The sequence below is a fragment of the Ectopseudomonas guguanensis genome, assembly GCF_900104265.1.
GTDB classification, from domain to species: Bacteria; Pseudomonadota; Gammaproteobacteria; order Pseudomonadales; family Pseudomonadaceae; genus Aquipseudomonas; species Aquipseudomonas guguanensis.
The window spans coordinates 172,029-194,082 of record NZ_FNJJ01000004.1 but is presented as its reverse complement, the minus strand read 5'-3'; the positions used below and the strand labels follow the sequence as shown (position 1 = coordinate 194,082).

At 66.4% G+C, this 22,054-nt stretch carries 21 protein-coding genes; 13 read left to right on the top strand and 8 right to left on the bottom strand.

The window, feature by feature from the left end; translation table 11 throughout:
* Window positions 1-78: 78 nt before the first annotated feature.
* From BLS61_RS07705 to BLS61_RS07695, 3 genes are all read left to right on the top strand, one after another.
* A complete protein-coding gene (locus BLS61_RS07705) occupies window positions 79-996 on the top strand; it encodes an SdiA-regulated domain-containing protein (protein WP_090429543.1) in 918 nt (305 codons plus the stop codon).
* 95 nt (window positions 997-1,091) lie between these two features.
* Complete coding sequence (locus tag BLS61_RS07700) at window positions 1,092-1,439, top strand: NirD/YgiW/YdeI family stress tolerance protein (RefSeq protein ID WP_090429541.1); 348 nt, start codon at window positions 1,092-1,094, stop codon at window positions 1,437-1,439.
* Window positions 1,440-1,510: 71 nt separating this feature from the next.
* Window positions 1,511-2,422 carry an SdiA-regulated domain-containing protein gene (locus BLS61_RS07695; protein ID WP_090429539.1) on the top strand — a complete coding sequence of 304 codons (912 nt, stop codon included), beginning with the start codon at window positions 1,511-1,513 and terminating at the stop codon, window positions 2,420-2,422.
* Window positions 2,423-2,605: 183 nt separating this feature from the next.
* Here BLS61_RS07695 and cadR read toward each other — a convergent pair whose 3' ends face one another.
* A complete protein-coding gene (cadR, locus tag BLS61_RS07690; protein WP_090429537.1) occupies window positions 2,606-3,058 on the bottom strand; it encodes a Cd(II)/Pb(II)-responsive transcriptional regulator in 453 nt (150 codons plus the stop codon).
* Window positions 3,059-3,137: 79 nt separating this feature from the next.
* On the opposite strand from cadR, the gene BLS61_RS07685 reads away from it, so the two are divergent.
* Window positions 3,138-5,342 (top strand): heavy metal translocating P-type ATPase, encoded by a 2,205-nt coding sequence (locus BLS61_RS07685; protein WP_090429535.1) that lies wholly within the window; start codon window positions 3,138-3,140, stop codon window positions 5,340-5,342.
* Window positions 5,343-5,353: 11 nt separating this feature from the next.
* Window positions 5,354-5,689 carry a DUF3703 domain-containing protein gene (locus BLS61_RS07680; protein ID WP_090429533.1) on the top strand — a complete coding sequence of 112 codons (336 nt, stop codon included), beginning with the start codon at window positions 5,354-5,356 and terminating at the stop codon, window positions 5,687-5,689.
* A 170-nt stretch (window positions 5,690-5,859) separates the two neighbouring features.
* Here the strand turns inward: BLS61_RS07680 and rpiA are convergent, their stop codons facing one another.
* Complete coding sequence (rpiA, locus tag BLS61_RS07675; RefSeq protein WP_090429531.1) at window positions 5,860-6,531, bottom strand: ribose-5-phosphate isomerase RpiA; 672 nt, start codon at window positions 6,529-6,531, stop codon at window positions 5,860-5,862.
* A gap of 63 nt (window positions 6,532-6,594) precedes the next feature.
* On the bottom strand, window positions 6,595-7,734 hold the full coding sequence (locus tag BLS61_RS07670) for a calcium-binding protein (RefSeq protein ID WP_244157921.1): 1,140 nt from the start codon (window positions 7,732-7,734) through the stop codon (window positions 6,595-6,597).
* A gap of 128 nt (window positions 7,735-7,862) precedes the next feature.
* On the opposite strand from BLS61_RS07670, the gene ilvA reads away from it, so the two are divergent.
* Both ilvA and BLS61_RS07660 read left to right on the top strand, forming a co-directional pair.
* A complete protein-coding gene (gene ilvA, locus BLS61_RS07665; RefSeq protein ID WP_090429527.1) occupies window positions 7,863-9,377 on the top strand; it encodes a threonine ammonia-lyase, biosynthetic in 1,515 nt (504 codons plus the stop codon).
* An 88-nt stretch (window positions 9,378-9,465) separates the two neighbouring features.
* Complete coding sequence (locus BLS61_RS07660) at window positions 9,466-9,906, top strand: DUF2269 family protein (protein WP_090429525.1); 441 nt, start codon at window positions 9,466-9,468, stop codon at window positions 9,904-9,906.
* 198 nt (window positions 9,907-10,104) lie between these two features.
* On the opposite strand, the gene BLS61_RS07655 is transcribed toward BLS61_RS07660, so the two are convergent.
* The gene (locus BLS61_RS07655; RefSeq protein WP_090429522.1) at window positions 10,105-10,758 is read right to left on the bottom strand and encodes a histidinol-phosphatase; all 654 of its coding nucleotides are present in this window, start codon (window positions 10,756-10,758) and stop codon (window positions 10,105-10,107) included.
* Between the two features lie 144 nt (window positions 10,759-10,902).
* On the opposite strand from BLS61_RS07655, the gene BLS61_RS07650 reads away from it, so the two are divergent.
* Window positions 10,903-11,382, top strand: a complete 480-nt coding sequence (locus BLS61_RS07650) for an RNA pyrophosphohydrolase (RefSeq protein ID WP_004373919.1) — start codon at window positions 10,903-10,905, stop codon at window positions 11,380-11,382.
* Window positions 11,383-11,400: 18 nt separating this feature from the next.
* Window positions 11,401-13,680, top strand: coding sequence for a phosphoenolpyruvate--protein phosphotransferase (ptsP, locus tag BLS61_RS07645; protein WP_090429520.1), 2,280 nt, complete (start codon window positions 11,401-11,403; stop codon window positions 13,678-13,680).
* 108 nt (window positions 13,681-13,788) lie between these two features.
* Here the strand turns inward: ptsP and BLS61_RS07640 are convergent, their stop codons facing one another.
* Window positions 13,789-14,535 (bottom strand): NRDE family protein, encoded by a 747-nt coding sequence (locus BLS61_RS07640; protein ID WP_090429517.1) that lies wholly within the window; start codon window positions 14,533-14,535, stop codon window positions 13,789-13,791.
* Window positions 14,536-14,735: 200 nt separating this feature from the next.
* Between BLS61_RS07640 and BLS61_RS07635 the strand changes: the two genes are divergently transcribed.
* The 4 genes from BLS61_RS07635 to BLS61_RS07620 all read left to right on the top strand — a co-directional run bounded on the left by BLS61_RS07635 (window position 14,736) and on the right by BLS61_RS07620 (window position 17,779).
* Entirely contained in the window at window positions 14,736-15,518 is a 783-nt protein-coding gene (locus BLS61_RS07635; protein ID WP_090429515.1) for a sulfite exporter TauE/SafE family protein, read from the top strand.
* A gap of 10 nt (window positions 15,519-15,528) precedes the next feature.
* Complete coding sequence (gene lgt / locus BLS61_RS07630; protein ID WP_090429514.1) at window positions 15,529-16,329, top strand: prolipoprotein diacylglyceryl transferase; 801 nt, start codon at window positions 15,529-15,531, stop codon at window positions 16,327-16,329.
* Window positions 16,329-17,123: a thymidylate synthase gene (locus BLS61_RS07625; protein ID WP_090429513.1), complete on the top strand. Its 795-nt coding sequence runs from the start codon at window positions 16,329-16,331 to the stop codon at window positions 17,121-17,123. The genes lgt and BLS61_RS07625 overlap by 1 nt, the downstream gene beginning before the upstream one ends.
* Before the next feature lie 128 nt (window positions 17,124-17,251).
* Entirely contained in the window at window positions 17,252-17,779 is a 528-nt protein-coding gene (locus tag BLS61_RS07620) for an REP-associated tyrosine transposase (RefSeq protein WP_090429512.1), read from the top strand.
* A gap of 82 nt (window positions 17,780-17,861) precedes the next feature.
* Here the strand turns inward: BLS61_RS07620 and BLS61_RS07615 are convergent, their stop codons facing one another.
* The 3 genes from BLS61_RS07615 to BLS61_RS07605 form a co-directional block, all read right to left on the bottom strand.
* Complete coding sequence (locus BLS61_RS07615) at window positions 17,862-19,244, bottom strand: GTPase/DUF3482 domain-containing protein (protein ID WP_090429510.1); 1,383 nt, start codon at window positions 19,242-19,244, stop codon at window positions 17,862-17,864.
* Between the two features lie 141 nt (window positions 19,245-19,385).
* A complete protein-coding gene (locus BLS61_RS07610; RefSeq protein ID WP_090429508.1) occupies window positions 19,386-20,777 on the bottom strand; it encodes a DUF2868 domain-containing protein in 1,392 nt (463 codons plus the stop codon).
* 60 nt (window positions 20,778-20,837) lie between these two features.
* Entirely contained in the window at window positions 20,838-21,989 is a 1,152-nt protein-coding gene (locus tag BLS61_RS07605) for a glycerophosphodiester phosphodiesterase (RefSeq protein WP_090429506.1), read from the bottom strand.
* Window positions 21,990-22,054: the final 65 nt, after the last annotated feature.

Sequence of the window (22,054 nt, the reverse complement as noted above, 5' to 3'; positions counted from 1 at the left end):
TGACCGCCGCCCGAGGGGCGGCGGAACTCCTTTCGACAGCGGATGTCGGATTGCCATCAAGCAGCCGAGCCGTCGCCGATGTCCCTTCCCCGTTTCCGCCTGTTTCGCCCCCGCTACTGGTTGTCCGGCGTCGCCGTGCTGGCGCTGGGCGCCGTGGTGCAGACCCAGCATCTGGATGATCGCGCCACGCTCTGGTGGCAGGAGAGCCGCACGCCACTGGTCGATCAGTTGGCCAGCGTCTGGTTGCCCGGCTATCGCGCGGTGATTCAGGCCAAGGCCCTGCCGGGCCTGGAGCGGGATGAAACCTCCGGTCTGACCTACAACCCGGCCACCGGTACGCTGTTCGCCGTCACCGGCAAGAACCCGCTGCTGTTGGAGCTGTCGCGTCAGGGCGAGGTACTCAGGCGCATTGAACTCAAGGGCTTCGCCGATCCCGAAGGCGTCGAGGTGCTCGGCGACGGGCGCCTGGCCATCGTCGACGAGCGCCGCCGGCAGCTGACCACCATCACCCTGAGCGATCATGATCTGAGCCTGGACGCTGCGGATTTTCCCGGTTTCGACCTTGGCTTCGCCGATGCTGGCAACAAGGGCTTCGAGGCCCTGGCCTGGGATGCGCGCAGCAGCAGTCTGGTGCTGGGCAAGGAGCGAGGCCCGATGGGGCTGTTCAGCCTGCCGTTTCCCGGTGAGGACGGCGCCGCCGGCGTCATGCAGCCGTTCAGCTATGGCAACCTGGGCATGCGCGATATCTCCTCGCTGAGCATCGATGCGCGCACCGGCCACGCGCTGGTGCTGTCCGACGAGTCGCGCATGCTGCTGGAGCTGGACCGCAGCGGGCAACCGGTCAGCTTTCTCAGTCTCATCGGCGGCCTCAACGGCCTGGAGCACGGCATCGAACAGGCCGAGGGCGTGGCCATGGACGAAGAAGGCAATATCTATATCGTGGCCGAGCCGAACCTGTTCTACGTCTTCAGCAAGGAACCGGCTGACGCCGGGTGATGGCCAATTCAGCTTGGCTTAAGCGGCGATTCAGTCTGGCTTCAGCTAGCGGCACTAATCTGACCTCGTCACTTACGAACAACGAGGTTCACGCCATGAAACGTACCGCTCTCGCTCTGATGGTTCTGCCACTGCTCAGCACCGCCGCCTTCGCCACCGGCTACACCGGCCCGGGGGCCACGCCGCAGGTCACCACCGTCGCTGCTGCGCTGGAAGCTGCCGACGATACCCATGTCGTGCTGGAAGGCCAGATCGTCAAGCGCCTGCAGGACGAGCTCTACGAGTTCAAGGACGCCACCGGCACCATCCAGGTCGAGATCGACGACGAAGACTGGCCGGGCCAGAGCGTTTCGGAAAACGCCAAGGTGCGCCTGACCGGTGAGGTCGACAAGGACTTCAACAGCCGCGAGATCGATGTCGATCGGGTCGAACTGATCAACTGATCGAAGTGTCCGTATGCCCGCCGCGCCTGATGCGTGGCGGGCTTTTCCGTGTCCGTTAGAGAATCTTCGCCATGCGTCGCCTGCTTACCTTCAACCCCTGGCTGTATCTGTTGTGCTTCGTGCTGCTGGTCGGCGCCGTTCTCGGCCAGCAATACCGAGTGTTCGAGCGGGTCTGGTTTTCCGTGCAGGAGTGGCGGCATGGCGCGCAGTGGCGCGAGCAGTCGCTGTGGCTGAGCGACTACCGCGTGGTGATCGAGGCCAAGCCGATTGCCGATATCAGCGACGTCTCGGCGCTGACCTACGATCCGGACCGGCGCAGCCTGTTCAGCGTTACCAACAAGCCGGCCAAGGTCATCGAGCTGAGCCTGGAAGGCGATCTCAAGCGCACCATCGACCTCGAGGGTTTCGGCGATCCCGAGGCCATCGAATACGTGGCGCCCGGTACCTACGTGATCGCCGACGAGCGCGAGCAGCGTCTGGTCAAGGTACGTATCGACGACGCCACCCGCGTGCTCGATGCGGCCGACTTCCAGCAGCTCTCGCTGGGTATCGGGCGCAACGGCAACAAGGGCTTCGAGGGACTGGCCTTCGATGCCGCCAACCAGCGCCTGCAGGTGGCCAAGGAGCGCGACCCGGTGCGCATCTTCGAGGTCCTGGGTTTCCCCCATGTGGATGAAAGCAAGCCGCTGGCGCTGCAGGTCAACACCGACCCCAAGCGTGATGCGCGGCTGTTCGTGCGCGATCTGTCGAGCCTGGACTTCGATGCCGCCACCGGCCACCTGCTGGCGCTGTCGGACGAGTCGCGGCTGGTGATCGAGCTGAACGCCGAGGGCAAGCCGATCAGCACGCTGTCATTGCTGCGCGGCCAGCACGGCCTCAAGCGCGGCGTACCGCAGGCCGAGGGTGTGGCGACGGACGATGAAGGCACCCTCTACCTGATCAGCGAGCCGAACCTGTTCTATGTCTTTCGCAAGGCGCAGTAGGCGCGGCTGCTAGCAGGCCGTTGAAAAACGTAGGCGAGGCAGCCAGTGCAATACCGATGGCGGCCCCACAAAAACAGCCGAAAAACGACCGGGGTCGCGCCCGACTTTACGTGCTGTAAATGAGCATTTTGAGGCTGTTTTTAACGCAGTAATGGCAACGTAGGTAGTTTTTCAGCGGCACTGCTAGTGCGAGTGGCTCTTGCCGACATGGGTATGGCCATCGTCCGGTAACGGCTGCACGCCGCCGCTGGCATTGAGCTGGCGCAGAATCGCGCAGGCCTGCGCCTCCTGCGTGCCGTTGCAGCGGTCGCGCAGTTCCAGCAACTGGTCGCGCAGCGCCTGCAGGCTGTTGATCCGCGCCTGCACATGCTCGATGTGCTCGTCCACCAGGTCGTTGATGTCGGCGCAGCTTTCCCTGGGCAGATCGCGCAAGGCGAGCAGGCGCTGGATTTCCTCCAGGGTCATGTCCAGGGTGCGGCAGTTGCGGATGAATACCAGCCGTTCCAGATGCTCCGGGCCGTACAGGCGGTAGTTGCCCTCGCTGCGCGCGGGCGCCGGCAGCAGGCCCTCGCGCTCGTAGTAGCGCACGGTCTCCACCTGGCAGCCGGCCTTTTTCGCCAGTTCACCGATTTTCATGCGATGTCCTCCCCAGTGCTTGACCCTATAGTGACTACAGGGTGTGTACTCGGCAACAGTGATCTGAAGGAGGATTTCCATGAGCCGTTGCTGCGACCATTCGCACGAACCCGTTGCCGGGGGCGGGCAGCCCGTCGGGCATGAGCACCACGCTGCTCCCCAGCTGCACTCTGACGAGGCGCTGGGCGGTGCGTTCACTACGCGCATCCATATCGAGCAGATGGATTGCCCCACGGAAGAGCGCCTGATTCGCGACGCCCTGGGTCGCCTGCCCGGTGTCGCGGGTTTGCAGTTCAACCTGCTGCAGCGCGTGCTCACCGTCAGCCATGACGAAGGGGCTTTGGCCCAGGTGGTGCCTGCCATTCGGGCGTTGGGCTTTACCCCGCGGGTGGAGGATGAAGGCGCCGCTCGACAGACGGTCGCCGCGCCTGCGAAAAAGCCCTGGTGGCCGCTGGCGCTGGCCGGCGTGCTGGCCACGGCTTCGGAGCTGGTGCACTTCATGGCGCTCGGTCCCGACTGGCTGGTAGCCGTGCTGGCGCTCGCCGCCATCGGCCTGTGCGGGCTGACCACCTACAAGAAGGGCTGGATCGCCCTGAAGAACCGCAACCTCAACATCAATGCGCTCATGAGCATCGCCGTCACCGGCGCGGTGCTGATCGGCCAGTGGCCGGAAGCGGCGATGGTGATGGTGCTGTTCACCCTGGCCGAGCTGATCGAGGCGCGTTCGCTGCAGCGTGCGCGCAACGCCATTGCCAGCCTGATGGACCTGGCGCCGCCGCGCGCCACGCGGCGCCAGGCCGATGGCAGCTGGCAGGAGGTGGACGTGCAGGCGGTGGCGGTCGGCGATGTGCTGCGGGTGCGGCCGGGCGAACGCATCGGCCTGGATGGCGAGGTGATCGCCGGAGCCTCGACGGTCGACCAGGCGCCGATCACCGGCGAGAGCCTGCCGCTGGACAAGGGCGTCGGCGACACGCTGTTCGCCGGCACCATCAACCAGGCGGGGTCGCTGGAGTACCGGGTGACGGCGGCGGCGCGCGACACCACCCTGGCGCGCATCATCCATGCGGTAGAGGAGGCGCAGGGCTCGCGCGCACCGACCCAGCGCTTCGTCGATCGCTTCTCGCGCATCTATACCCCGGCGGTTTTCGCCTTCGCCCTGGCGGTGGCCGTGTTGCCGCCGCTGCTTATCGGCGGCGCCTGGCTCGACTGGGTCTATCGCGCCCTGGTGCTGCTGGTGGTGGCCTGCCCCTGCGCGCTGGTGATCTCCACGCCGGTGACCATCGTCAGCGGCCTGGCCGCGGCAGCGCGCAAGGGCATCCTGATCAAGGGCGGCGTGTACCTGGAAAGCGGTCGACACCTGGCGCTGCTGGCGCTGGACAAGACCGGCACCCTGACCCATGGCAAACCGGTGCAGACCGACTGCCTGAGCCTGGGCGATGGCGATGCGCAGCAGTTCGCGCTGTGGGCTGCCAGCCTGGCGGCGCGTTCCGATCACCCGGTCTCCCAGGCGCTGGCCCGTACCCTGAAGGGCCAGGCGCTGGCCGAAGTGGAGGCGTTCGAGGCGTTGCCGGGGCGCGGCACCCGCGGCCGTATCGACGGGCGCCTGCTGCACCTGGGCAATCACCGCCTGGTCGAGGACCTCGGGCTGTGCTCGCCGGCACTGGAACAGCGCCTTGAGGCACTGGAGCGTCAGGGCAAGAGCGTGGTGCTGCTGTGCGACGAGCAGCGTGCGCTGATGCTCTTCGCCGTGGCCGACACGCTGCGTCAGACCAGTCGCGAGGCGGTGCAGCAGTTGCACGCGCTGGGCGTGCGTACCTGCATGCTCAGCGGCGACAACGCCCATACCGTGGCGGCCATCGCCGAGCAGGTCGGCATCGACGAGGCGCGCGGCGACCTGCTGCCGGCGGACAAGCTGGCCTGGGTCGAGGCGAGCCAGGCGCGCGGCAGGGTGGTCGGCATGGTCGGCGATGGCATCAACGACGCGCCGGCGCTGGCCAGGGCGCAGATCGGCTTCGCCATGGGCGCGGCCGGCACCGATACGGCCATCGAGACGGCGGATGTCGCGCTGATGGACGACGACCTGCGCAAGATTCCCGCCTTCGTCGGCCTGTCCCGCCAGACCCATGCCATTCTCGTGCAGAACATCGTGCTGGCGCTGGGCATCAAGGCGATCTTCCTGGCCCTGACCCTGATTGGCGAGGCGACCATGTGGATGGCCGTGTTCGCCGACATGGGCGTGAGCCTGCTGGTGGTGTTCAACGGCCTGCGCCTGCTGCGCAAGTGAAGGAGTCGAGCATGCGAATGGAGCTGCGCAAAGCCATCGACCAGGCCTTTGCTCAGGCGCTGCTGGAGCTACGGGCCCGGCGCGCCAGCGAGGCGCTGGTCTGGCTGGAGCGGGCGCATATCCTGACCCAGCGCCACCCGCTGCTGCATGCCCGTTCGCACTGGCTGATGCTGCGTGCCGGCTGGCAGTCGGGTGACAGGCGCGAGGTGCTGGGGCAGATGCCGCGTATTCTGGCGGCGCTGCTGTTCTCGCGGATCTGGGTGCCGCTCGGCAACACCGGGCGGGCGCGGGTCAGCGCCTTGCGGCCGATGCCGATCAGCGAGGAGCTGCGCCGCCTGCTCGAGTAGGGTGTCGCGGGGCCGCCTAGGCCGTGCGCACCACAGCTTGCGCTAGCTCTGGTGCGCACGGCGCACCCTACGAAGCGGTTCAACTACGTAGCCCCGGATGCAATCCGGGAAAGCCCAGTGCGCCTGCCCCGGATTTCATCCGGGCTACGATTGACGCGAGCGTTGGCGTTTCAGCGCTTGAGCGTTTTCACGCCTTCGGCGGTGCCGAGCAGCAGCAGGTCGGCCGGGCGCGCGGCGAACAGACCGTTGGTGACCACGCCGACGATGGCGTTGATGTCCGCCTCCAGCTTCACCGGGTCGGTGATCGACAGGTTGTGCACGTCGAGGATGACGTTGCCGTTGTCGGTCAGCACGCCCTCGCGGTACACCGGGTCGCCGCCCAGCTTCACCAGCTCGCGGGCCACGTGGCTGCGGGCCATGGGGATCACTTCCACCGGTAGCGGGAAGGCGCCGAGCACCGGCACCAGCTTGCTGGAATCGGCGATGCAGATGAAGGTCTTGGCCACGGCGGCGACGATCTTCTCGCGGGTCAGCGCGGCACCGCCGCCCTTGATCAGGTGCAGGCGCTCGTCGCTCTCGTCGGCGCCATCGACATAGAACTCCAGTTCGCTGACGCTGTTGAGGTCGTAGACCGGGATGCCGTGGCCCTTGAGGCGTGCGGCGGTGGCATCGGAGCTGGCCACGGCGCCGTCGAAGTCCATCTTGTGCCTGGCCAGCGCGTCGATGAAGAAGTTGGCGGTGGAACCGGTGCCGACGCCGACGATGCTCTTGCTGTCGAGGCGCGGGAGAATGTGGTCGACGGCGGCCTGGGCCACCGCCTGCTTGAGCTGATTCTGGGTCATGGAGTTCTGCCGGACGGGAAAAGCGCAATTATAGCCATCCACCCCCGCTTCCCGCAGCGCCTGTCATCCGCCCCATAGCGCGGCTGCCGCCAGCAGCAGGCCGACGCCATCCGGCGCCGCTGCCGGCGGCTCGCCGGCCCAGGCTGGTGCGGGCGTGAGCAGGCTGGCCTGGGTCGGGGCGGGCAGGCCGAGGCGCTGGCGAATGGTGGCCTCGGTCAGTTCGGAGCCATCGTCGAAGCGGATTCTCTCGACCACGAAGGCCTTGTCCAGCAGGTAGTTGACGATGACGATGCGTTGCTCGGTATCCAGCTCGATATACAGCGAGCCGCCCTGTGCGCCATACAGGCGCACCTGGTCGGCGCTCACTGGACCGCGGATCTGCAGGGTATCGATGTTGCCGGGGGTGGTGTCGTAGTCGTAGATGCGGTGGTTGCTGAAATCCCAGCTGTAGTCGACCTGGTAGTAGTCGTTGCCGGGTCCGCCGTAGAGCTGGTTCCACTGATTGTCGCCGAAGAACATCGGCTTGACGGTGCCGCCGTTGAGCACGTCGCTGTGCCGGCTGCCGATCATCAGGTCGTTGCCGCCGCGGCCGAGCATGTAGGTCGGCTGGTCACCGGCCACCAGCCTGTCGGCCCATTGCTTGCCGGTCAGGCGGATGCGCTCGCCGGTGTAGCTGGGCGGATCGTCCGCGGTACGGCCGGGCGGGGCCAGCGGGTCGATGTGGAAGCTGCGCAGAATATCCTTGTCGGTGACCTGTACGGCGCCGAAGCGAAAGCGTTCGATGCGAAACGCGGGGTCGAGGAAGAAGTTGCGTATGGTCACCACTGCCGGGGTGCTGTACAGACCGATCAGCAAATCGTCCTGATAGCGTTCGAACGGGCCGAACTCTTCCAGGCTCTCGTTGATGATCAGGGTGTCGATGTTGCCGGGCGTGGGGTCGAAGTCGAGGATCACGTCCCGGCCGTCGGCGTTGATGTCGTAGGTGTAGTAGTCGTCGCCGAGCCCGCCATACAGGCGGTTGATGCCACTGCCGCCGAGCAGCGAGTCGCTGCCGGGGCCGTCGATCAGCACGTCGTTGCCGGCGCCGCCGAGCAGGCGGCTGGGCTGGGGATGGGCGACCAGCAGGTCGTCGGCTGGGGTGCCTTGCACGAGCAGGCGGGAAATACCTATGGGCATGGGGAAGTCCTCTGGTTGACGGTGCACTGCTCGGCTCATGAAAGCAGACTGGCGAAGTGGCCGGAGATTCCGCTCCGCTGGTCGGGTGCCCGGGTGCTCGCGCATGGGGTAGACTCGGCAGCTCCCTTTCAAGCCCGAACGCCTGCGAAATCGCCATGCTCGAACAGTACGTGAAGAAGATCCTCACCTCGCGCGTCTACGACGTCGCGGTGGAAACCCCGCTGCAACCCGCCCGCCAGCTCAGTGAGCGGCTGGGCAGCCAGATTCTGCTCAAGCGCGAGGATCTGCAGCCGGTGTACTCGTTCAAGATTCGTGGCGCCTACAACAAGCTGGCGCAACTGCCCGCCGAAGAGCTGGCGCGCGGCGTGGTCACCGCCTCGGCCGGCAACCACGCCCAGGGTCTGGCACTGGCGGCCAAGCACCTGGGGGTGAAGGCGACCATCGTCATGCCGCGCACCACGCCGGAGCTGAAGGTGCAGGGCGTGCGTTCGCGTGGCGGCAAGGTGGTGCTGCACGGCGATGCCTTCCCCGAGGCGCTGGCGCATTCGCTGAAGCTGGTGGAGGAGAAGGGCTACACCTATATCCACCCCTACGACGATCCGCTGGTGATCGCCGGCCAGGGCACCGTGGCCATGGAGGTGCTGCGCCAGCACCAGGGGCATATCGACGCCATCTTCGTGCCGGTCGGTGGCGGCGGCCTGATCGCCGGTATCGCCGCCTACGTCAAATACCTGCGCCCGGAAATCAAGGTGATCGGCGTCGAGCCGGACGACTCCAACTGCCTGCAGGCCGCCATGGCCGCCGGTGAGCGTGTGGTGCTGCCGAGCGTCGGGCTGTTCGCCGACGGCGTGGCGGTGGCGCAGATCGGCCAGCACACCTTCGATATCTGCAAGCAGCATGTCGACGAGGTGATCACCGTCAGCACCGATGAAATCTGCGCGGCGATCAAGGACATCTACGACGACACTCGCTCGATCACCGAGCCTGCCGGCGCGCTGGCGGTGGCCGGGATCAAGAAGTACGTCGAACGCCAGGGCGCCAACGGCGAGGTGCTGGTGGGCATCGATTCCGGCGCCAACGTCAACTTCGACCGTCTGCGCCACGTGGCCGAGCGCGCCGAGCTGGGCGAGAAGCGCGAGGCGATCATCGCCGTGACCATCCCCGAGCAGCCGGGCAGCTTCAAGGCCTTCTGCGAGGCGGTGGGCAAGCGCCAGATCACCGAGTTCAACTACCGCTACCACACGGACCGCGAGGCGCACATCTTCGTCGGCGTACAGACCCATCCGGAGAACGACCCGCGCCAGGCGCTGGTCGAGGGCCTGCGCGCGCAGGGCTTCCCGGTGCTGGACCTGACCGACAACGAGCTGGCCAAGCTGCATATCCGCCATATGGTCGGTGGCCATGCGGCGCAGGTCAGCGACGAAATGGTGCTGCGCTTCGAGTTTCCCGAGCGCCCCGGCGCGCTGTTCAACTTCCTGCAGAAGCTCGGCGGGCGCTGGAACATCTCGATGTTCCACTACCGCAACCACGGCGCCGCCGATGGCCGCGTACTGGCCGCGCTGCAGGTGCCGGAAGGCGAGCGCCATCTGGTGCCGGCGGCGCTGGATGCCATCGGTTACCCCTACTGGGACGAGAGCGACAACCCGGCCTACCGCCTGTTTCTCGGCTGAGCACTGCTTTCGAGGGTGTAACCCGCCAAAGCGCGCTGGCGGGTTACAGCCGCCCTACGCAATTGCCTGATAACCAAGGAAGCCCCTGATGGAACACTACCTGCTGGTTCGCATTCTCCACAGCGCCCCGGGCGTGTTGCTGCTGCTCGGCCTGATCGCTCACGGCGTCATGCTGTTCAAGGCACAGCGCAACCCTGATGCCGCGGTGCTGGCGCGCAAGCTGCGCGTGACCCTGCTGTTCAGCTTCCCGGCATTCGCCCTGCTGGCGCTGAGCCTGCCGGTGACCGGCTACTGGCTGGTGGATACCGCCGGCTGGCCGCTGGGGCAGACCTGGCTGCTGCTGGGCAGCATTCTCTATGCGCTGATGATGCTGCTCGGTTTGCTTCTGGCCGGCCGCCTGGCGGCCTGGCGTGCGCTGGGTGATGCGCCGGCACCGACGTCGCTCAAGCGTCTGTGCCTGATCTATGCGGGGCTGATTCTGCTGCTGTTGATCGCCATCATGGCGCTGATGGGCGCCAAGCCGGTCTAAAGCAGCCGCAGAGCGGCTTCTGATGACCCTCTCCCGCTGGGAGAGGGTGCCCGAAGGGCGGGAGTGGGCTTGTGGCTCGATGACTCTCGATTGCCCAGCCCTGTAGGTGTCGCGGGGCCGCCGAGGCGTGCGCACCGGCTGCTGATGCCGGAACCTGCGGTGTGCGCGGCGCACCCTACGGCGTTGCGCGGCGTGCGCTCAGCGCAGCGAAATCACCGGCCAGCCGCGTTCGAGGGCGGTGGCGCGCAGCACCTCGTCCGGATCGACCGCCACCGGGTTGGCCACGGCTTCGAGCAGGGGCAGGTCGTTGCGCGAGTCGCTATAGAAGTAGGCACCGTCCAGGTTGTACCCCGTCTCGGCCAGCCACTGGTTCAGGCGCGTCACCTTGCCGCCCTGGTAGCACGGCGTGCCGGTGATCTGCCCGGTGTAGCGGCCGTCCTGCATGCCGCATTCGGTGGCGATAAGGGTCTCCACACCCAGGCGCTCGGCGATGGGCGCGGTGATGAAGCGATTGGTGGCGGTGATGATCACCAGCTTGTCGCCCGCGGCGCGGTGCTCGGCCAGCAGCGCCTCGCCCCTGGCCAGGATGATCGGCTCGATCACCTCGGCCATGAACTCGCGGTGCCACTGCGCCAGTTGCGCCATCTCACTGCGGCCCAGGATCGCCTGGCTGAAATTCTGATAGGCCACCACGTCCAGCTTGCCGGCGCAGTAGTCGGCATAGAAGGCGTCGTTGCGCGCCAGGTACTCGGCCGCGTCGACCAGGCCGCGCTGGCAGACGAATTCGCCCCAGCTGTGATCGCTGTCGCCAGCCAGCAGGGTGTTGTCGAGATCGAAAAGGGCCAAGCGCACGGTTCTCTACCTGTTCTTTGCATGTTCGGGGCGCGCCAGAATAGCCGCTTTGGCCGGGCTTTCCCACTGCCCCCAAACCCGCGTTGCTGCTGTTGTCGGCTTTGTGGAACAATGCCGGAACTTGCGTGTACGAGGTTGCTTGCCGTGATCGATTCTGATGGTTTCCGCCCGAATGTCGGCATCATCCTGACCAATGATGTCGGCCAGGTACTCTGGGCCAGGCGTATCAATCAGGATGCCTGGCAATTTCCCCAAGGTGGCATCAACGATCGTGAGTCGCCGGAAGAGGCGCTTTACCGTGAACTGAACGAAGAGGTCGGGCTCGAAGAGCAGGATGTGAAGATCCTCGCCTGCACCCGCGGCTGGTTGCGTTATCGTCTGCCGCAGCGCCTGGTGCGCACCCACAGCCAGCCGCTGTGCATCGGCCAGAAGCAGAAGTGGTTCCTGCTGCGCCTGACCGGTGCCGAGGACCGCGTGCGCATGGACCTGACCGGCAAGCCGGAGTTCGATGGCTGGCGCTGGGTCAGCTACTGGTACCCGCTGGGCCAGGTGGTCACATTCAAGCGTGAGGTCTATCGCCGAGCGCTCAAGGAACTTGCCCCGCGCCTGATAGTGCGCGACTGATACGGACCCCAATCGAGCATGCTCAATACGCTGCGCAAGATCGTCCAGGAAGTGAACGCCGCCAAGGATCTCAAGGCGGCGCTGTCGATCATCGTGCAGCGTGTCAAGGAAGCCATGGGCAGCCAGGTGTGTTCGGTCTATTTGCTCGACCCCGAGACCAACCGCTTCGTGCTGATGGCCACCGAGGGTCTGAACAAGCGCTCCATCGGCAAGGTCAGCATGGCCCCCAGCGAAGGTCTGGTCGGCCTGGTCGGCACTCGCGAGGAGCCGCTGAACCTGGAAAATGCCGCCGATCACCCGCGCTATCGCTACTTTGCCGAGACCGGCGAGGAGCGCTACGCCTCCTTCCTCGGCGCACCGATCATCCACCACCGCCGCGTGATGGGCGTACTGGTGGTGCAGCAGAAGGAGCGCCGCCAGTTCGACGAGGGCGAAGAAGCCTTCCTGGTCACCATGAGCGCGCAGCTCGCCGGGGTTATCGCCCACGCCGAGGCCACCGGTTCGATTCGCGGTCTGGGGCGCCAGGGCAAGGGTGTGCAGGAGGCCAAGTTCGTCGGCGTGCCGGGTGCGCCGGGGGCGGCCGTAGGCACTGCGGTGGTGGTGCTGCCCCCGGCGGATCTGAACGTGGTACCGGATCGCAGCGTCGATGACATCGACGCCGAGCTGGAGCTGTTCGACAAGGCGCTGGGCTGGGTGCGCGAGGACATGCAGGAGCTGTCCGAGAAACTCGCCACGCAGTTGCGCAAGGAAGAACGCGCGCTGTTCGACGTCTATCTTATGATGCTCGACGATGCCGCCCTGGGTAACGAGGTGCGCAAGGTCATTCGTACCGGGCAGTGGGCGCAGGGCGCCCTGCGTCAGGTGGTGCTGGATCACGTGGCGCGCTTCGAGCTGATGGACGATGCCTACCTGCGCGAGCGTGCCAGCGACGTGCGCGACCTTGGCCGACGCCTGCTCGCCTACCTGCAGGAAGAACGCAAGACCTCGCTGGTCTACCCGGACAACACCATCCTGGTCAGCGAGGAGCTGTCGCCGGCGATGCTCGGCGAGGTCCCCGAAGGCAAGCTGGTCGGCCTGATTTCGGTCACCGGCTCGGGCAACTCCCACGTGGCGATCTTCGCCCGCGCCATGGGCATTCCCACGGTCATGGGCGTGGTCGACCTGCCGTATTCGAAGATCGACGGCATCAAGCTGATCGTCGATGGCTACCACGGCGAAGTCTTCACCAACCCCAGCGAACTGCTGAGCAAGCAGTACGCCGACGTGGTCGAGGAGGAGCGCCAGCTCACCGAAGGGCTCGATGCCCTACGCGCGCTGCCCTGCGAGACGCTCGACGGCCAGCGCATGCCGTTGTGGGTCAACACCGGCCTGCTCGCCGATGTGGCCCGTGCCCAGCAGCGCGGCGCCGAGGGCGTCGGCCTGTACCGCACCGAAGTGCCGTTCATGATCAACGAGCGCTTCCCCAGCGAGAAGGAGCAGCTCGCCACCTACCGCGAGCAGTTGCAGGCCTTCCACCCGCTGCCGGTGACCATGCGTACCCTGGACATCGGTGGCGACAAGGCGCTGTCCTACTTCCCGATCAAGGAAGAGAACCCCTTCCTCGGCTGGCGCGGCATTCGCGTCACCCTCGACCACCCGGAAATCTTCCTGGTGCAGACCCGCGCCATGCTCAAGGCCAGCGAAGGGCTGAACAACCTGCGTATCCTGCTGCCGATGATTTCCGGCACCCAGGAGCTGGAAGAGGCGCTGCACCTGATCCACCGCGCCTGGGGCGAGGTGCGTGACGAGGGCACAGACGTGCCGCTGCCGCCCATCGGCCTGATGATCGAAATTCCGGCAGCGGTCTACCAGACCCGCGAGCTGGCGCGCCAGGTGGACTTCCTCTCGGTCGGCTCCAACGACCTGACCCAGTACCTGCTGGCGGTCGACCGCAACAACCCGCGGGTCGCCGATCTTTACGACTTCCTCCACCCGGCGGTGCTGCAGGCGCTGCAGAAGGTGGTCAACGACGCGCATCTCGAAGGCAAGCCGGTGAGCATCTGCGGCGAGATGGCCGGCGATCCGGCCGCGGCCGTGCTGCTGCTGGCCATGGGCTTCGATTCGCTGTCGATGAACGCCACCAACCTGCCCAAGGTGAAATGGCTGCTGCGCCAGATCACCCAGAGCAAGGCCAAGGAGTTGCTCGGCCAGGTGATGACCATGGACAACCCGCACCTGATCTACAGCACCCTGCACCTGGCGCTGCGCAACCTCGGCCTGGGCCGGGTGATCAACCCCGCCTCGAATATCCAGGCCTGAAAAAGCAGCCGCAGGGCTGAACAGATCGTAGGGTGCGCCGTGCGCACCAGCGGCCCTTCTGCCCACGCCCGCTCGCACTGCCCCGTCCGGGGCAGGCATCATCCGCACCTATCTGCGCACGGCAACCTCGCCCAGTGGCGCGCCATGTGGCCCGAAACTGCGCTCGACCATTTCCCAATTACCGTCGGCGCCGAGCAGCAGCGCGGAGCTGGCGCGCGTGCCGTAGTTGGCGCTGGCGATGAAGCTGGTGGCCAGCAGGCGTTCCACCGCCGGGCCGACGCCGGTGTCGGGCAACAGGTGTTCGGCGGGCTGCGTGGTATCCGCCAGCAGGGCCAGCAGACGTTCGCTGTGCGGTGCGTCCAGGCAGTTCTCCAGCGCGGCCTTGGCCCGTTGTAGCTTGGGCCAGGGGCTGTCCAGCCTGGCGTTGGACAGGCCGTAGAGGCCTTCCGCCAGGGGGCGCGGCTGGTCTTCCTGGCTGTTGTAGTACCAGAGCTGTCGGCTATCGCCGAGCAGCAGGTTGAAACCGGCGTAATCCGCGGCTTTGCTCGCCACTCGCTGCAGGTAGGCCTGGGGCTCCAGCGTGCCGCGCAGGAAGTCGACCGGCAGCTCGCCACGCGAACGCCGTCCGGGCGGCTGGCTGGGGTCGCGGATATTGGTCAGCGCGGCGAAGCGCCCGTCCGCGGTTACTCCCAGCCAGGTGCCGCCTGCCTGCAGGTCACGCCCGGCGAACAGGCCGGGGGCGTCCTCCCATTCGCGCAGGGGCCAGGCTGGGCGGCTGTAGAATTCGTCACGATTGGCGGCCAGCAGCAGCGGCTGCGGATGACCGGGGCGCCAGGCAAGAACGATCAGGCACATGGGGCGATCCTGGTGTGAGTGTCGCCTAGCAGGCTAGCACGAGCGATAAGCTGGCGTTCTAGCTATCAGATGCACATTCATTCTCAGTATCGCCATCGCTTCGCAAGCCGCAGGGGGCGCAATCGCCTGTCCCCGACGCCCGGAGCCTGCCGTTGCCCAGGCAATTCCGTTACCATGCCGCTTTGTTTTTGGGGGTGTCGATGGAACTGCTGCTCTACCTGGTGCTGGGTGCGGCCGCCGGTGTGCTGGCTGGCCTGTTCGGCGTGGGTGGCGGGTTGATCATCGTGCCGGTACTGGTGTTGAGCTTCACCTCGCAAGGCATGCCGAGCGAGATCCTCACCCATCTGGCTGTAGGCACCTCGCTGGCGACCATCGTCTTTACCTCGATCAATTCGCTGCTCGAACATCACCGCAAGGGCGCGGTGCGCTGGCCGCTGTTTCGCTGGCTGAGCCTGGGTATCCTGCTCGGTGCGGCGCTGGGGGCGCTGACCGCGGCGCTGATTCAGGGGCCGCTGCTGCAGAAGATCATCGGCACCTTCGCCATCGTCATCGCCGTGCAGATGGCGCTGGACCTGAAACCCAAGGCCAGTGGCGATGTCCCAGGCAAGCCGACGCTGGCGGTGGCTGGCGGGGTGATCGGCTGGGCTTCGGCCATCTTCGGCATCGGCGGTGGTTCGTTGACCGTGCCCTTTCTGGTCTGGCGCAGCGTACCGATGCAGCAGGCGGTGGCCACCTCGGCAGCCTGTGGTTTGCCGATCGCCATCGCCGGCGCGCTGAGTTTCATGTTTACCGGCTGGGGGAATCCGAATCTGCCGCAGTGGAGCGTCGGCTTCATCTATCTCCCGGCATTGCTCGGGATTGCGTTGACCAGCATGTTCTTTGCCCGTTTCGGCGCGCGTCTGGCTCATCGCCTGTCGCCGCGTCTGCTCAAACGTCTGTTCGCCCTGCTGTTGTTCAGTGTGGGCCTGAGTTTTCTGATCTAAGGAGTTCCTGATGCTGCCTTATCCGCAGATCGACCCGGTGGCCATTGCCCTCGGCCCCCTGAAAATCCACTGGTACGGCCTGATGTACCTGGTGGGTATTGGAGGTGCCTGGTGGCTGGCTTCGCGCCGGCTGGAGCGTTTCGACGCCAGCTGGAGCAAGGAAAAGCTGTCCGATCTGGTGTTCTGGGTGGCCATGGGGGTGATTCTCGGAGGGCGCCTGGGTTACGTGTTCTTCTATGACTTTGCCGCCTATGTCGCCGAGCCGGCGAAGATCCTGCGAGTCTGGGAAGGCGGCATGTCCTTCCACGGCGGGCTGATCGGGGTGATGCTGGCGACCTGGTGGTTCGGCAAGCGCAACGGCAAGAGCTTCTTCGAGCTGATGGACTTCATCGCCCCGTTGGTACCCATCGGTCTGGGCGCCGGACGCATCGGCAACTTCATCAACGCCGAGCTGTGGGGCAAGGCCACTGACGTGCCCTGGGCGATGGTCTTCCCCACCGATCCGCAGCAACTGGCGCGCCATCCGTCGCAGCTGTACCAGTTCGCCCTGGAGGGCGTGGCGCTGTTCACCATCCTCTGGTTCTATTCGCGCAAACCGCGGCCGACCATGGCCGTGTCCGGCATGTTCGCCGCCTGCTACGGCGTGTTCCGCTTCATCGTCGAGTTCGTCCGTGTGCCGGATGCCCAGCTGGGCTACCTGGCCTGGGGCTGGCTGACCATGGGGCAGATCCTCTGCCTGCCGATGATTCTCGGCGGCATCGGCCTGATCGCCTACGCCTACAAGCGCCAGCCCGTACAAGGAGCCGCCTGATGAAACAGTACCTCGACCTGATGCGCCACGTGCGCGAGCACGGCACCTTCAAGGAAGACCGCACCGGTACCGGCACATACAGCGTGTTCGGCTACCAGATGCGCTTCGACCTGGCCGATGGCTTCCCCATCGTCACCACCAAGAAGTGTCACCTGCGCTCGATCATCCACGAGCTGCTGTGGTTCCTGCAGGGCGACACCAACATCAAGTACCTCAAGGACAACGGCGTCAGCATCTGGGACGAGTGGGCCGACGAGAACGGCGAACTCGGCCCGGTCTACGGCTACCAGTGGCGCAGCTGGCCGGCGCCCAATGGCGAGTCCATCGACCAGATCGCCAAACTGATCGAGATGATCAGGAAGAACCCGGACTCGCGCCGCCTGATCGTCTCGGCCTGGAACCCGGCGCTGGTCGACCAGATGGCCCTGCCACCGTGCCATGCGCTGTTCCAGTTCTACGTGGCCGACGGCAAGCTCTCCTGCCAGCTGTATCAGCGTTCGGCGGACATCTTCCTTGGCGTGCCCTTCAACATCGCCAGCTACGCGCTGCTGACATTGATGGTGGCGCAGGTGTGCGACCTGCAGCCGGGCGAGTTTATCTGGACCGGCGGCGACTGCCACCTGTACGCCAACCATATCGAGCAGGCCGACCTGCAGCTGACCCGCCAGCCGCTGCCGCTGCCGACCATGAAGCTCAACCCCGAGGTGAAGGACCTGCTGGCCTTCAGGTTCGAGGACTTCGAGCTGGTCGGCTATGAGGCGCACCCGCATATCAAGGCGCCGGTGGCCGTCTGAGATGGAATTGGGTGGGCTCTGGTGGGCTAAAGCCCACCCTACCGGCCAGGATGTAGGGTGGGCTTCAGCCCACCGATCCACCATGCCGCCTGCCCCTTCACCGACACCCAACAGGCAAAGGATTGCCCATGCCCCACTACCGCCGCGAACGGATTGCCGGTGCAACCTACTTCTTCACGGTCACTCTCGCTGATCGTCGTTCCCGCATACTGGTGGAAGAAATTGCGCTGCTGCGCCAGATCTACGGCGAGGCCAGCAAGCGCATGCCGTTCAAGACCGTCGCCATCTGCGTCCTGCCCGACCATCTGCATGCTGTTTGGGAGCTGCCTGAGGATGACCGCGACTATTCCCTGCGTTGGGCATTGATCAAAAGCCAGTTCTCGCGTGCGCTACCCGCCATGGCTAGCGTCAGCGCCAGCAAATCCAGAAAGCGTGAGAAGGGCGTCTGGCAGAGACGCTTCTGGGAGCACCGCATTAAAGATGAGGATGATCTCGCGAGGCACGTCGATTACATCCATTTCAACCCTGTCAAGCATGGGCTGGTGAGCCAGGTTGGTGACTGGCCTTATTCGAGCTTCCACCGTTATGTCGCGCGTGGGCTGCTGCCGGCAGATTGGGGTGGGTGGAATGATGGTGATGGGGAGTTTGGGGAGTAGCAGTTGCTTGTGTGTTGGCGGTGAAGAGGTGGGCTGAAGCCCACCCTACGCGGGGCTTCGATATACGCCTGTAGGGTGGGCTTCAGCCCACCGCTTGCAAGGCGATTTCACTGCACAAACGCTCTACCTGCTCGGCGCGTTCGGCCTCTTCCAGGCGTGCGCCGGGGTTGAGCGACGACCATTCGGGATGGGCGCGTGCCACGTTCAACGGGGCGGGCAGCTTGCCCTGGCGCCACAGGGTTTCCTGCGGGGCGTGGAGGGTGATGGCGTCCATCGCGGCGTGGCCGCGTTTATCCAGTGCCGCCAGCAGTTGCTGCTGACGCAGGGCGAGCAGGCGCAGCACGGCGTCGTCGACGGTCAGTTCGCGCTGGCCCTTGAGTTTTCCCTTCAGTCGTTCCCCGTAATTGCGCAGTGTCTGCGCGCTGCCGCCGATCACCGCGCCCAATGCGGCAGCCGCGCCGAGGGTGATGCCGCCGACCAGCAGATCGACCCCTACGCCGGTGGCAGCACCTGCGGCCATGCCGCCGCCGACCTTGATGCCCAGCTGCTTGAGGGTTTCCGGGTTGAACAGATCGTCGCCCCAGCGACCGTCCAGCAGCGGCAGGTCGGCCGCCTTGGCATCGCTGCTGCGGAAGGCGTACAGGCGCAGCAGGGCCTCGACGCAGCGCTGTTCGCGCTGGCGAATGGCTGCACGCAGCTCGTTCACGGCGGCCTGCTCCAGCAACGGCTGAGCAGCGACGCTGCGGCGGCAGGCGGCGCAGTCGATCAGCAGCTCGGCGATCAGGCGCTGACCGGCCTGACGCCGCGTGCGGCGCTGCGCTTCGTGATCCTCGATCAGGCGTTGCAACTGCGGGCGCGAGCGCTCCAGCAGCAGGGCGAGGCTTTCGTAGAGACGCCGTTCGCCATCCTCCGGCGGCGCCACGCTGTCGAACGCCACCAGCGCGTGCAGGCCGAGACGCGCCAGGGCCTCGCGCCACTCGCCTTCGCGGTGGCTGGCGCTGGCGACGAAGTTGAGCACCGGCAGCAGCGGGCGGCCACACATGGTCAGCACCGCCAGTTCGTCGCGGTACTTGGCCAGCACCGGCTCGCGCACGTCGATCACGTACAGGCCGGCGTCGGAGGCCAGCAACTGGCGCAGCACCTTGGCCTCCTGCTCATAGCGCTGGCGCGCCTCGCTGCCTTCGAGGAAGCGGGCCAGGCGCGCCGGGCCGTCCAGCCGCTCGCCGGGGCGGTCGAGGCGCTCCAGGTAATCGAGCAGGGCAATGGCGTCCTCCAGGCCGGGGGTGTCGTACAGCTCCAGCAGCGCCTGGCCATCCACCGACAGGCGCGCACCCTCGACATGGCGCGTGGTGCTGGCGCGCGGCGAGACTTCGCCGAACTCCACGTCGCGGGTCAGGGTGCGCAGCAGCGAGGTCTTGCCGACGTTGGTATGGCCGACCAGGGCGAGTTTCAGTGGTGGGCTCATGGCGTGGTCTCGGCCGGGTAGCTCGGAGGCAACAGAGTGGGCATTGGGGTAGGAGCGAGCTCTGCTCGCGAAGCTTTTGCCGTTTGCCATGGTTCGCGAGCAGAGCTCGCTCCTACATGAAGGCCGTGTGCCTGCGGCTCTCTAGTCATGCCCTGTCTCCAGCCAGTTCAGCGGCGCGGTGTCGCCATGGGGCAGTCCCAGCGTGCCGAGGGCCTGGTGCCAGTCCGCCAGGCGGGCGCTGTCCAGGCATTCGCCGGGCGCTGGCGGCAGCAACCAGATGCGTGTGGCAGAAGACGAGCGTGCCAGTTCGCCGAGCAGCGCCAGCGTGCCGCGATCCGGCGAGCGGCGTGGATCGCAGACGATGGCCAGGCGCTGGGGCGGGAAACGGGTCAGCTGTTCGAGCAACTGGCGGCGCTGTTCGCGGCTGTCGATCACCCCGGCATCGGCCACGCCCTTCGGTAGCGGCAGCGGTGGCCAGGGGCGGCGCTCGTCCAGTTCCAGGCCGATCAGGAGGGCGCCACTACCGGGTTGTGCGCTGACGCCGCCTTGCGGTTGGTGCAGAGCGGCTGGCGCCAGGTCGCAGACGCCGAGGCGTTCGCTATCCGGTTGCAGGCGCTGTCGCAGCAGGCTGTAGCCCGGCAGGTCGAGATCCAGACGCAGCCTGCGCGTGCCCGACTGCCAGCGCCACAGGCACAGCAGCGCCAGCAGCAGGCGTGGCAGCAGGCCATAGACCAGCACCACGCCGACCAGCCAGCCGGCCCAGCTCTGCCGGGCGGCTTCGCTGGCGATGGCGGCGTCGCCGCTGGCGCGAATGACGTCGATGTCCGGCAGGCTGAAGCCGAGCAGCGCGGGCAGGGCGCCGATGGCCTGGGTCAGGGCGATGAAGGTGTCGCCAGCGAGGATGGTGGTCTCCCAGACGAAGCCGTAGCGGCGGGTGGCGAGCAGCAGCAACAGGGTGGTCAGCGCGGCGAGCATGGCCAGCGTCCACAGGCCGTTGACCAGCAGGCCCAGGCCCCAGCGAGTCAGGCGCTGGCGTTGCAGCATCAGCAGCAGGGCCGGGGCCAATTGCGCGGCGCTGGCGTCGCGCGCCAGCTTCTCGCTGAGCCATAGCCACAGACGACCGAGTGCGCCGGGGTGGTCGCGGGTCAGCAGCAGGCCGAGCAGCCAGCCAAGCAACATCAGCAGGTTGAGCCCGAGCAGGCTGCCCAGGACCCAGAACACATTGACCGGCTGACGCCCGTCGCCCAGCGCCGTCAAGGCCAGTCCTGCGCCGCTGAGCAGGGCCAGCAGGGCCAGCAGCAAGCCGGCCAGGCGGGCGCCCTGCAGCCAGTGCAGCAGCGCCTGCCACTGCCCGTCACGGCGGGCCAGCAGCAGGGCGCGATGCTGGATGCGCTCGGCCAGGTCGCCGTTCTCGGCGCGGGCCAGGCGATTGGCCTCGGCGTCTTCGAGCGGGCCGGCGTGTTCCTCGCGCAGGCGAATGGTCTCGCTGAGCCAGAGGCGTTGCAGGGGCGTAGGGGAGGAGGCGTCAGTCACGCGGCGTCTCGTCGTGCGGATCAGGGGTTGAGGATAACCCCTGATCCGTCATGGCGCGACTCAGCGCTGCTCGCGCAGGCGCACGGCGATGTCCGGCTGGTCGATGAACAGGCCATCGATGCCGGTGGCGAGGAAGGCGCGCAGTTCGGCCTCGATATCGCCGCGCTCGGCTGGCTCGCTGCCGTTGCGCAGGCTGGTGGGCAGGAAGGCGTTCTCGGCGCGGAAGGTGTAGGGGTGGACCTTGAGCTTGGCCGCATGAGCGTCACGCACCAGGCTGGTGGGCGTGGTCAGATTGCCGGCGGCATCGCGCGGGATGACCATGCCTTTCTCCGGGCCGATGCCGCTGGCGTAGCGGGCGATGGCCTTCAGGCCCTTGGGCGTGATCATCTGCGTGTAGCTCAGGCCGCTGCCGAGCACCTGCTGGTCATAGGGCTGGCCCTCGGTCCACAGCAGTTGCACCAGGCGCACCTGGGTCAGACGGCTGAGGGTCTTGAGGTTCTCCACCTCGAAGGACTGGATGTACACCGGCGCCTTGGCGCTGTTGTAACCGTTGCGCTTGAGTACCTTGACCAGCGGCTGCTCCATGGCCAGGCCGATCTGCTGGAAGTGGGTCGGGTGCTTGGTTTCCGGATACAGGCCGATGACCCGCTGCTGGCTGAGCTGCAGGCTCTTAACCAGGTCGATGATCTCCTGCAGGGTGGGAATCTCGAACTGGCCGTCGAAACGGGTGTTGGCCGGACGTACCTGCGGGATGCGCTCGATGGCGCGCAGGGTCTTGAGTTCGGCCAGGCTGAAGTCCTCGCTGAACCAGCCTTCCAGGCTGACGCCATCCACCGTCTGGGTGCGCTTGCGGCTGGCGAACTCCGGACGCTGCGCCACGTCGGTAGTCAGCCCCAGCTCGTTGTCATGACGGGCCACCAGCTGGCCGTCGCGGGTCATCACCAGGTCCGGCTCGACGTAATCCGCGCCCTGCAGGATGGCCAGGGCGTAGGCGGCCAGGGTGTGTTCCGGGACGTAACCGCTGGCGCCGCGGTGGGCGATGACCAGCGGCTTGGCGTCGCCATGAGGCTTGCCCTTGTGCGCCAGGGGCTGCTGCTGCGCCCAGTCGATGGCGGCCTGCACGCTGTCGGGCTTGGCTGGCGCGGCGAGGCCGAGGGTCGGTAGCAACAGGCCAGCGCAGAGCAGCCAGCTGCGAAGCGGTTTGGTCAACATGGTGGTACCTCCTTGCACAGGGGATGGAAACCCAAGCCTGCACCGGCAAGGGTGACGATTCTGCT